This is a genomic window from Lyngbya sp. CCY1209, assembly GCF_035615495.1.
Lineage (GTDB): Bacteria > Cyanobacteriota > Cyanobacteriia > Cyanobacteriales > Microcoleaceae > Limnospira.
In genome coordinates this window covers 1-11,206 of sequence record NZ_JAJENU010000211.1, presented here as the reverse complement: position 1 = coordinate 11,206, position 11,206 = coordinate 1, and the positions used below count along the sequence as shown (strand labels likewise).

The window sequence follows — 11,206 nt, the reverse complement described above, 5'->3', positions numbered from 1 at the left end:
CACTTTGATAATGCCTTTGAGAATCCAGCTTTGGATTACTTAAGAATCTGCGTGGTTTTAACCCGCAGAGTATCAACCACCAAGTCCGCCAGTCCCTGGAGTTGGAAAAAATTTTGACCACCGCCGTCACCACCATCCGGCAGACCTTGGACGCCGATCGCGTGACGGTGTTTCGCTTCGATGCGGACGGGGCGGGTACGGCGATCGCGCGAAGCCGGCGGAAAGCCAGGACACCCCTTTCGGAACCCTCCCCCGACGGGCCCTACACCCTCGACGCCCCCATCATGCGATCCGGCGGGGACGGGACGGCCGAGGTTTGGGGATTGTTGATGGTCCGCGCCCACCCCCGGGCCCAAAATTGGGATCTGGCGACCCCTTCGTTTTTGCGGCGGCTCGCCGACCAACTCGCGATCGCCATCCGGCAGTCGGAATTGTATCGGGAGGCTCAAACTCAACTGACGAGACACCGGCAAATCGCCGACCGCCTCCAACACGACGTCCTGCACGATACCCTCACCGGCCTGCCCAACCGCACTGCCCTGATGAAACGCCTGTGCCAAGTCTGTCAGCCCCGGGAACCGGGCGACGGATTTTCCAAGTTCGCCATTTTGTTCTTGGATTTCAACGGCTTCAAGAAGATCAATGATAGCTGGGGTCACGCCGCCGGCGATCGGGTCCTCAAGATTGTCGCCCGACGCCTGCAAACCTGCATCCGCGACACGGATTTGGTCGCCCGCCTGGGGGGGGATGAATTCGTCATCCTCCTCGAACCGATCCGGGAAATTGCAGATGCCATCGAAGTCGGCGATCGCATCCATCAAGTGCTGCAAGGGGCGATCGAGCTTCAGGAGACGACCCTGACCATCGCAACCAGTATCGGGATCGCGATCGGCCAGTCCCCCTCCGCCGTCCCCGAACAGTTGTTGGACGAAGCCGACCGCGCCATGTATCAGGCCAAACGTAAGGGACTCCCCCATGTGGTTTTTGGCGATGCCGGCGGTTCGGATTTTTGGGCAAATTCGTAGAGGACGGGAGATTCTCATCCCCCGTCCTCACAATATCGGCTGTCAAGACCGGCCCATCGATTGGTTCGACAACAATTTAATTTTTCTGACACCATTAATGCACCCAGCGATCGGTTCCGGACTTAGGAGTTTTTCTGGCTCCGACGGCTGGCAACCAGACCGACTGCAACGGCGCCGAGACCGAATAAGGTGGCCGGTTCGGGAACGCTGGCCGGCGCGATCGATTCCACCATGACCACCAAGTCATTGTAGTCGCGATCGGTGTGACCGCCCACCCACAAATCCTCGAACGCGATGATAAATTCGTTGTCGGTGAAGAGTCCGGGTGCCTTACCCGGTAAAGCCATCGTGGTTGCATCGTCTCCCTCGTAAACGACAGCTTGTTGGTAGCCTCCGTTGTTTAGGGCGTTTTGCGTGTAGAAGGTTTGGCCGCCTCCGTTGGTCAGATAGAAACCAAACTCGTTGCCAAAGTCAGTGTAGAAGTTGTATGAGGGTGAAGTGGTGGGTACACTGGCGCCGGGAGCAAATGGAATGGTAGAAACCGAAACCGAACCGTCGGCCAGGAAGGTGAAATAAGAGCTATCCCCCTCATCGTTGGCTCCGCCAAATAATTGGATTTTTGTCCCCGCCGCATTGTAAATACCGAAGATATTGTCCGGTGCATAGCCCGCAATCTCGAACATGAAGCTGGCAGTGCTATTGCCGGTGGCGGTGCTTGTAAACCACTCATAACCGGTTTGGTCATTTACCGTGTCCACCCCCGGACCGTCGGTGGTGATGCCATCGAGTAACTCTTGGAGCGAGTATCCAGATCCATCCCAGCTCGTGCCGAAGTCGGCGGCTCCCGCAGATTGGGGGGCTAAAAATACGCCGGCCAAAGCTAAAGGAAGAGTGGCGATGGAAGCAACGATTTGAGTTTTCATGAGAATCGAACCCCTTGTTTGGTCTTTCTTCTTATTTACATATTGGCACAGCCGTATAATCACGGTCAACGCTAAAATGGACATTTTACAGAAGCTTCGTAAATGCACGGATGGCTTTACCAGACCTTGATCCATTGATAGTGAAAATCCGGAATTATCAAACTTGATATATGTGCGCCCCGGTGATCAACTCGGTAAACATTCGGAAATTGACCTCGAAAAACACCCGATCGCAGGTTGACAAAAACGTTAAATTATGGTAATAAATTAGAAGAATTGACCATCCCATACCTCCCCACCCTTTTCCCGTTTCCCAAACTTCTCTCCCATCCCGACCGTCAACCCCAATGTCCGGGGTTCCAGGAATCGGAGGCAGCGTCCGAGATGGCGGCACTTTCGCGATCGCCTCAAGTCGTGTTAGAATTCAGCCAGCCCGAGAAAGGAGACAACGAGAACCATCGGCACCAGTATTTAACCGGATTTGATATCAACCCAAGTTGATGATAAAGGACGAGAGGTTCTCACCCCCCGTCCTCACAATATCGCCTGTCAAGACCGGCCAATCGATTGGTTCGACAACAATTAATTTTTGTAACAACATCAATGTATCCAGCGACGCGCTCGGGACTTAGGAGTTTTTCGGGCTCCGGCGGCTGGCAACCAGACCGACGGCAACGGCGCCGAGACCGAATACGGTGGCGGGTTCGGGAACGGAAGTGGTAAACGCAGCGCCAGAGAAAGTCATACCCTCGATCAGATCACCACTTGCCAGTAAGGCTTCAACTTCAGCAACAGTTGTACCAACCTTTTGGAATGTCAGGTTGCCGGCACCCTTATAGGTTTGACCACCAATGTTAAAGTCTCCGAAGAGGTCAACATTAATACTCACTAAACCATATTGTGGATTACTCTCTGAGAGCCGGTAGCTGGCTTGATATAGCTCAAAAGTGTCTACTCCGTCCTGGATACTAGCGTTCGCTAGAGTTGATAGACCACCCCAACCCAGATCACTGTTACCAAAGTCGATGAAAGAGTTGCCACCTTCAACTTGAACAGGCGAGAGTAAAGTCGTGAAGTCTTGAGCCGTGAAGTCTTCAATACTGGCCGTGTCAAAACCTTCAAAGATGCCTGTAGCAGATGTAATTCCGATCGGAGTGATCGGCTCGGGGTTAAAGTCTAATCCCTCATCGCTTAATGTCACTGTGCTCATTCCACCAGGAAGTAAAAAGCCACCGCCGATTTGAAATTCACCAAAACCAGCAGCGTTAGCAGCACCGGCTCCGGAAAGTACACCGGCTAAAGCAAAAGGAAGAGCAGCGATGGAAGCAAAGATTTGAGTTTTCATGGTCAATCCCTGGTTTGAGTAGGTCTGGTTCGTTATTTACATATTGGCACAATCTGATGGAAACAGTCAATGCTCGAAGGGAGCTTTTACTGAAGCTTCGTAAACAGACAAATGGTTTTGCGAATCCGATCAAAGAAGGGTGAAAATACGGATTTATTAAGCTTGATCAATAAACAACTTCGCTCCATTGATAGTGAAAATACGGAGTTATTAAGCTTGATCAATAAACAACTTCGCTCCATTGATAGTGAAAATACGGAGTCATTCAGCTTGATCGAGTTGGCCCGTCAGGGACGGGGTCTGAAAATTTCCCAAATTTTCTCGTTCGGGTCAGGTCGTGTTAGAATTCGGCCGGTCCAAGAGTTCAAATCGATCATGGAAACTATCTCGATCGCCCGAGTTCGCCGACACCTCCACCACTGGATTGAGACGTTCTTGAGCGTCCCCCACCCCAACTTCGGCGGACTGCCGCCCTGTCCGTTCAGCCGAAAAGCCTGGAGCGAAAACCGGGTCGCGATCCGCGACAGCGCACCCATCGCCCCCTTCAATTGCGACAACCTGGAAAATACCGCGATCGTTGCCGCCGAGCGGTGGGGGGACGACCTCGACGTTTTCATCCTCGTCGCCCCCACCGACGTCGCGGACCCGCAACACCTCGATCGCCGCATCCGGGATCTCAATCAAATCCTGGCGACATTCGATCTCGTCGCCTTGGCGGACTGTCCCCGCAATCCCGCCACCACCCTCAGCCACACCGACACCAGCAACGGCCGCTACACCCTCGTTTTGATTCAAAAACTCAGCCACCTGCAAACCGCCAGCGATCGCCTCCGAGAAACCGACTACTACAAAAACTGGTCTGAAGCCGATTTTGAGAACATCGTCAACTGGCGATCGCACCTCGTGCGCCGGGTGTAGGGTGTAGGGTGTAGGGTGTAGGGTGAGTTGGACTCTCAAATTGCCACAAAAAAACCCCGAACCGGGGTCGAAAAAATACGAAAACTGTGAAGCTACCTTAAAGCAGGTAGAGCAAGATAAACAAAATAATCCAGATCACATCCACGAAGTGCCAATACAACTCGGCGGCTTCCGGGCCGAAGTGGGACTCCTGAGAATAGTGACCCGCCTTTCGGGAACGGAACAGCACCCCCGAAATCAGCAGGACGCCGAAAGTAACGTGCAGGCCGTGAAACGCCGTCAAAACGTAAAAGCAACTGGCGTACAGGTTCGTCGTCAACCCGAACTCCAAACTGCTGTACTCGTAGATCTGGCCCGCCAAGAAGACAATCCCCATAATCGCCGTCGCCGCGAACCAGACCCGCAAACCCGCCTCGTCGTCCTTCTTAATCGCCCTGTTGCCGCGATTCATAACGAAACTGCTCGAAATCAGGATCAGCGTATTGATACCCGGTAAAAGCAATTCCCGCTCGATCCCCTCCGGTGGCCACTGTTCGGACATCGCCCGATAGATCAAATAGGCCGAAAACATCCCCAGGAAGATCATACTTTCCGCCACCAGGAAAACCACCACTCCGAGTATGCGGTGATCGGGGTGTTCTTCGTGATGACCTTCCGAACCGACCGTTTCCTGTTGATAACCGAGGACGGTTTGAGACTCGTCAACTGTTGAACCTTGCATGAATTTTTAATCCGAGTAGTAATACAAACGGGCGATCGCGCCCGAGACGGAGGGCGGATGCCCTCCCATTTCTTCAGGAACAATTCGAGATTATTCCGAATCCTCCGACTCGCCCAACAGCGATGAAGATTGGGCTTCCGAAAGGGGGACGCCGACTTCTTTTGCCCGGGGCGGGGCGCTGCCGGCCATCTCTTTCAAACGGGCGCGGATTGCCAAGGTCTTCTTCGTACCGTAGTCGTAGGGACCCGTTCTCAAAACCGGCGTCCCGTAGAAGTTTTCGATCGGCGGCGGAGAAGACGTCATCCACTCCAGCGTCAACGCATCCCAGGGATTTCCGGGAGCTTTGGGCCCTTTGAACCAACTCCAAACCGCGTTGATGATAAACGGGAACGTCGAAACCGCCAATATATAAGTACCGATGGTGCAGACGACGTTGAGATCCGTGAATCGGGGGTCGTACATGGCGACCCGGCGGGGCATCCCCTGGAGTCCCAAAACGTGCATCGGCATGAACGTCAGATTGGCTCCGATCAGAGTGAGGACGAAGTGAACCCGCCCCCAGGTTTCATTCATCATCCGCCCGGTCATTTTGGGGAACCAGTGGTAGATGGCGGCAAAAATGCCGAAAACCGCACCCCCAAACAGGACATAGTGGAAGTGGGCGACCACGAAGTAAGTGTCGTGGACGTGGATATCGAAGGGGACCGACGCCACCATAATTCCCGTGACACCGCCGATGACGAAGGTGGCGATGAAGCCCATCGCGAACAGCATAGCGCTGTTGAGGCGCAGCTTGCCGCCCCAAATGGTCGCCAGCCAGCCGAAGACCTTGATGCCGGTGGGGACGGCGATGATCATGGTGGTGATCATGAAGAACATCCGCAGCCAGCCCGGGGTGCCGCTGGTAAACATATGGTGCGCCCACACGATCAGACCCAAAAAGCTGATGGCGAGGCTGGAGTAGGCGATCGCCTGGTAGCCGAAAATGGGCTTGCGGGCGTGCACCGGCAGGATATCCGAGATCAAGCCAAAGAAGGGCAAGATCATAATATAAACCGCCGGGTGGGAATAAAACCAAAATAAGTGCTGGTACACCACGGGATCGCCTCCCCCCGTGGGATTGAAGAAATTGGTACCCGCCAGCAAGTCGAACGACAGCAGGATCAGGGCGGCGGCGAGGACGGGGGTGGAAAGCAAGATCAGCGCCGAAGCCGCGATCATCGCCCAGCACATCAGGGGCATATCATTCAACCCCATGCTGGGAATCCGCATTTTGAAGATGGTGACGGAGAAATTGACCGCCCCCAAAATGGATGAGGTTCCCAACAATAAAATACTGAGAATCCAAATTTCTTCCCCGACTTTCCCCGACACCAGACTCAGGGGGGGATAGGACGTCCAGCCCGCCTGGGGCGCCTCGATCAGGAAGCTGGCCAGCAGCAGCAGGCCGCCGGGAGGAATCAGCCAGAAAGCGACGGCGTTCAGTTTGGGAAACGCCATGTCCCTGGCACCGATCATCAGGGGGATGAGATAATTGGCGAACCCGGCGCCGGCTGGGACAATCCACAGAAAGATCATGATCGTTCCGTGGACGGTGAACAGGCTGTTGTACATTTCCGGGGCGACAATATCCGCGTCCGGGGTCGCCAGTTCCGTCCGCACGATCCCGGCCATCGCCCCCCCGATCAAATAGAAGATGAAGGAGGTGACGAGATATTGGATGCCGATCACTTTGTGATCGGTGCTGAATCCGAAAAAGTCCTTCCAGTGCCGATCGCTTTCTTCGTAATGAATGGAAGTGTCGGCGGTTATGTTTGCTTGAGCCATAAGAAAAGTGAAAAGTGAAAAGTGAACAGTGAAAAGTGAATGGAATTTTTCTCTGTTCTGTGTTCGGACTCCTGATTTTGGGGCTAAAGCCCGACAACTGGGGTTTGGGCGTGGTGTTTCAAATGGGCGATCGCATCCACATCAACGCCCACTTCGGCCGCGTAGGGGGCCAGATATTCCGCCTCAGACAGTTCGGCCGGATTTTGGGCGAGCGCGGGTTGCCCGTCCGGGTTGTTGGCGAAGCTATTTTCCGACACCCAGGTTTCAAACTCTTCCGGCGTGTGAACCACCATCGTCGTCCGCATGGAACCATGGTAGCCGCCGCAGAGTTCGGCACAAACCACGTTGTAGGTTCCCGGCTTGTTGGCCGTGAACCGCAGTTGGGTGGTGCGTCCCGGGATGGCGTCCTGTTTGAGCCGCAGTTCGGGGACCCAGAGGGCGTGGATCACGTCCTGGGCGGTGATGTTCAACTGCACTTCCTGGCCGACGGGCATATGCAGTTCCCCGGAGATGACTCCGAGATCTTCATAGTTGAAAATCCAGGCGTACTGCAAGCCGTTGACGTTGACGGTGAGATCGGCCGGGGAACCCATTTCTTCGGGAGATGCCCCGATGCCCAGGGCTAGTTGTTTGGGAGAAGGGGTCGAATCCTCCTCCCCGGGGAGCGGTGCCGCGATCGCCGCCCCGGACAGTTTGGCGTGGGCCTGCATGGAATGGGACCCCGACGCCATCGGATCGAGTCCCCCCATCTGGTTATAAATCTCGAAACTGTAAATACCGATCGCCAAAACGATCGCCGCCGGAATCGCCGTCCAGACGATTTCTAAGGGAATGTTACCGTGCACGGGCGGGCCGTCGGTGTCGTCGCCGGGACGGCGGCGGAACCGGATCAGGGAAACGACCAGCGCCCCCTCCACCAGCAAGACGAGGCCGAAGGCGATGGTCATCATCAGGTTGAACAGGCGATCGACCTCCGCCGCTTCCGGGGAAGCCGCCACGGGTAACAGGCCGTTATTCTGACCGTACCAGAGGCTGATGAGGGTAATTGCGATCCCGACCAGCAAAGTTAAGATCGAGCTGGGAATATTCACCGAATACCTCCTTATTGGACACTTCCGATTCCGAGGCCGGGCGGAAGTGCATCTTTGCGTACAGCTTTCGATCCTAAAGGATGGAAGCAGAATTGTTGACAAGTGCCTCCAATTGTCAGCTCGCAGCCGTCCTTCCCAAGGTAAAGCAGATCACAAAAAAAAACACCGGCTTTGCGATCGGGTCTTCAGATTTTTTTTGGGATCGGGCCGCTCCCCCCGCATCGCGAAACACACAAAACTTAAAATAAATGTTAAAAATTGTAATATTTTGCAACAGGCGATTAAAATCCGAAAACTTTCTAAAACCCCGTTCAGATTCGGGTTGCACCGCTAAGGTAGATCGGTAAGAATTATCAAATCAAATCCGAGGATTGGGGATGGGGGCGGGTTCGGGCGATCGCGTACCCGGGCCGGAGTCAAATTTTGACCGCCCGACCCTGCCGACTTTGGGGAATTCCCCCTGGACTTCGGCACCTTTGACCCACCCCAATCCTGTCCTTCGATCAGGTGGAACTCATGGCCAACACTGTCCTCAAGACTGCCGGGATTTCATCCCAAACTCAGCCTCAAGAAAGAATCCGTCGCCTCGTCTGGAAACTGAGCGTCGCCACGCTGCTGTTGATGGCGATTGGCAGCGCCACCCGGGTGATGAACGCGGGACTCGCCTGCCCGGACTGGCCGCTGTGTTACGGTCAACTGGTTCCCGCAAACCAGATGAACCTGCAAGTCTTCCTCGAATGGTTTCACCGGCTGGATGCGGGCCTGATCGGCCTGGGGGCGATCGCACTGGCGGGACTCTCCTGGTGGCACCGCCGGGACCTGCCCAACTGGCTGCCCTGGGCCTCCACGTTCGCCCTGTTTTTGGTTCTATTTCAGGGGATTCTCGGCGGGCTCACTGTGACGGAACTGTTGCGGTTCGATATCGTCACCGCCCACTTGGGGACGGCGCTGCTGTTTTTCTGCACCCTGATCGCGATCGGCTGTTCCCTGATGCCCTACTGGGGCACCGGCAACGCCGGACGCCTGCCCTGGGTGGGTCTGGCCGCGGCGGTTCTGATTTACCTGCAAAGTCTCGCCGGGGGGCTGGTGGCCTCCCAGTGGGCCCTGCACCAGTGTTTGGGGGTCGCGCAACTGTGCGGGGTGATGAACGGCCACATCCTCGGCGTCGTCCCGGCCACCCTGATGACGCTGGGGGTAGTCGCCCTGGCTTGGCGGACGTCCGCCCTCAACCCGATCCTCCGGCGTCTGGCCTACTGGGCCGGCTTCTGCGTCGTCGCCCAGATCGGTTTGGGAGTCGCCACGTTCAAAGTGCACCTGCAAGTTGAACCCCTGACGGTGGCCCACCAGGCGGTGGGGGCGACCTTGCTGGGACTGTTGGTCGCCCTGACGGTGCTGGGACTGCGCGATCGCGGCATCCGTCATTTATCCCAATCCCGCGTTCTGGGCAATTGATCGGTTTCCCCGCTATCATTTCAGAGCGATCGCACTCCTCCACCTCAGACGCTTTGGAATGGGCGCCGATCCGACTTGTTTGCGATCGCCCCAGTTCCGACGAACTCTTTTAACACGGAATCATCCATGCAAGATATCATTCACACCAATCCATCCCGACTCCACGACAACCCGTTACAAGTCCTCAAAAGTTACTATCAACTCACCAAACCCCGAATTATTTTGCTGTTGCTGATCACCACGGCGGCGGGGATGTGGTTGGCGGCGGAAGGTGAGGTCGATCCCCTGCTGTTGTTGGTGACGATGACGGGGGGAACCCTGGCGGCGGGCTCGGCCAACACGATCAACTGCATTTACGACAGCGATATCGACCACATCATGGAACGCACCCGCTGGCGCCCGATCCCCTCCGGGCGGGTCAAACGCCGGGACGCCCTCATTTTCGCCGCCGCCCTGGCCGTCACCTCCTTCACCCTGCTGACGGTCTTCGCCAACCTGCTGGCCGCTTTGTTGGCGATGTCGGGAATTGTCTTCTACGTCGCCATCTACACCCACTGGCTGAAACGCCACAGCACCCAAAATATCGTCATCGGCGGCGCGGCCGGCGCCATTCCTCCCCTGGTGGGATGGGCCGCAGTGACGGGCGAGTTGAGTTGGACGGCTTGGCTGCTGTTCGGAATTATCTTTCTGTGGACTCCCCCCCATTTCTGGGCCCTGGCGATCATGATCCGGGACGAATACCGGGATGTCGGCGTGCCGATGTTGCCCGTCATCGAAGGGGACGAACCGACGGCGAAACAGATTTGGATTTATACTCTGATCCTGATCCCCTCGACTTTGTTGTTGGTGTACCCGTTGGGGACCAGCGGCGCGGTCTACGCCGCGATCGCCCTGTGGTTGGGCGCGATTTTCATCCAAAAAGCTTGGCAGTTGTTGCAAACTCCCGAAGACCGGGACGTGGCGCGATCGCTGTTCAAATATTCCATCTTCTACATGATGTTATTGTGTGCGGGAATGGTCGTTGACAGCCTCCCGGCGACCCACCAAATGACGATGGCGTTGGGCGAAAACCTGCAAACCTGGATGGGAAGCGCGATGGCGTTGTTGTAATTGTCGGCATTCCGATTGGCTAGGGAATAAGGAGTAGGGAGTAGAAAGAAATTTCTCACTCCTGACTCCTCACTCCTCAGATCGAGTTCGGATAATCAGTCATCATACGTTTGACTGCCAATCGATCGCCATCCCCCAACCCCCCTTCCAACTGTGGGGGCAACCTTATATAGCAGTGCCCGCTCGTATAGTTACAAAACCTATAAAAGGGAGTCGGGAGTCGGGAGTCGGGAGATTGATCATTCCCGGCGTGTTACCACGCCAGCCCTCGTTGCTATAGGGTTGCCCTTCGTCATAAGTCGTTCGATCACGATTCACCGATCGCCCGCATTTTATATGATTAATTGTTAATTATTAATCAATAATTTGATAGGTCCTGCAACGCCTCTTCTTTCAACTGCTGGCGGACGGCCAGGGGCGCGATCACTTCCCCCTGCGATCGCCACTCTCGCAGCCGCATCAATAGGTCGATATCGCCGATCCTGATCCAACCTCGGTAGTAAGAATCGTTGGGCGATCGCTGTTTGAGGACGTGCAAAATGGTCGCCCGTTCCAGGGGATCTTCGATCTCCCGGTGCAGCAGTTTTTCTAAATTTTTGTAGGCGATCGGTTGAAACGTCTCGTGGTGTCGGGTATAATCCACATACCAGCGGGCAAATTTCGGAGAAAACCGCACGATCAACAATGCCCGTTCCAGTTGACACTCCCCGCGAAGACAGCGACGGAGATTCTTCCTTCAACGATCCGACTTGCCCTGACAGGTTTGCACCAGCCAAAGTAGCGGTCAAATCTCC

Annotated in this window: 11 protein-coding genes; 5 read left to right on the top strand and 6 right to left on the bottom strand. The window is 55.5% G+C overall.

The window, feature by feature from the left end; all coding sequences use genetic code 11:
• Positions 1 to 101 precede the first annotated feature (101 nt).
• Positions 102 to 1,025: a sensor domain-containing diguanylate cyclase gene (locus LKE08_RS04235; RefSeq protein ID WP_324702948.1), complete on the top strand. Its 924-nt coding sequence runs from the start codon at positions 102 to 104 to the stop codon at positions 1,023 to 1,025.
• Between the two features lie 122 nt (positions 1,026 to 1,147).
• Here the strand turns inward: LKE08_RS04235 and LKE08_RS04230 are convergent, their stop codons facing one another.
• Positions 1,148 to 2,032, bottom strand: coding sequence for a DUF4114 domain-containing protein (locus LKE08_RS04230; RefSeq protein ID WP_324702947.1), 885 nt, complete (start codon positions 2,030 to 2,032; stop codon positions 1,148 to 1,150).
• A 153-nt stretch (positions 2,033 to 2,185) separates the two neighbouring features.
• Here LKE08_RS04230 and LKE08_RS04225 point away from each other — a divergent pair, with 153 nt between their 5' ends.
• Entirely contained in the window at positions 2,186 to 2,449 is a 264-nt protein-coding gene (locus tag LKE08_RS04225) for a hypothetical protein (protein WP_324702946.1), read from the top strand.
• 127 nt (positions 2,450 to 2,576) lie between these two features.
• On the opposite strand, the gene LKE08_RS04220 is transcribed toward LKE08_RS04225, so the two are convergent.
• Positions 2,577 to 3,293: a PEP-CTERM sorting domain-containing protein gene (locus LKE08_RS04220; RefSeq protein WP_324702945.1), complete on the bottom strand. Its 717-nt coding sequence runs from the start codon at positions 3,291 to 3,293 to the stop codon at positions 2,577 to 2,579.
• Positions 3,294 to 3,668: 375 nt separating this feature from the next.
• Here LKE08_RS04220 and LKE08_RS04215 point away from each other — a divergent pair, with 375 nt between their 5' ends.
• On the top strand, positions 3,669 to 4,211 hold the full coding sequence (locus LKE08_RS04215) for a hypothetical protein (protein WP_324702944.1): 543 nt from the start codon (positions 3,669 to 3,671) through the stop codon (positions 4,209 to 4,211).
• A gap of 97 nt (positions 4,212 to 4,308) precedes the next feature.
• Here the strand turns inward: LKE08_RS04215 and LKE08_RS04210 are convergent, their stop codons facing one another.
• The 3 genes from LKE08_RS04210 to LKE08_RS04200 form a co-directional block, all read right to left on the bottom strand.
• Entirely contained in the window at positions 4,309 to 4,932 is a 624-nt protein-coding gene (locus LKE08_RS04210; protein ID WP_324702943.1) for a heme-copper oxidase subunit III, read from the bottom strand.
• 90 nt (positions 4,933 to 5,022) lie between these two features.
• Complete coding sequence (gene ctaD, locus LKE08_RS04205; RefSeq protein ID WP_324702942.1) at positions 5,023 to 6,759, bottom strand: cytochrome c oxidase subunit I; 1,737 nt, start codon at positions 6,757 to 6,759, stop codon at positions 5,023 to 5,025.
• Between the two features lie 83 nt (positions 6,760 to 6,842).
• The gene (locus LKE08_RS04200) at positions 6,843 to 7,850 is read right to left on the bottom strand and encodes a cytochrome c oxidase subunit II (RefSeq protein ID WP_324702941.1); all 1,008 of its coding nucleotides are present in this window, start codon (positions 7,848 to 7,850) and stop codon (positions 6,843 to 6,845) included.
• 516 nt (positions 7,851 to 8,366) lie between these two features.
• On the opposite strand from LKE08_RS04200, the gene LKE08_RS04195 reads away from it, so the two are divergent.
• On the top strand, positions 8,367 to 9,302 hold the full coding sequence (locus tag LKE08_RS04195) for a heme A synthase (RefSeq protein ID WP_324702940.1): 936 nt from the start codon (positions 8,367 to 8,369) through the stop codon (positions 9,300 to 9,302).
• Positions 9,303 to 9,428: 126 nt separating this feature from the next.
• Positions 9,429 to 10,412: a heme o synthase gene (locus LKE08_RS04190; protein ID WP_324702939.1), complete on the top strand. Its 984-nt coding sequence runs from the start codon at positions 9,429 to 9,431 to the stop codon at positions 10,410 to 10,412.
• A 358-nt stretch (positions 10,413 to 10,770) separates the two neighbouring features.
• On the opposite strand, the gene LKE08_RS04185 is transcribed toward LKE08_RS04190, so the two are convergent.
• On the bottom strand, positions 10,771 to 11,088 hold the full coding sequence (locus LKE08_RS04185; protein WP_324702938.1) for a TIGR03985 family CRISPR-associated protein: 318 nt from the start codon (positions 11,086 to 11,088) through the stop codon (positions 10,771 to 10,773).
• Positions 11,089 to 11,206: the final 118 nt, after the last annotated feature.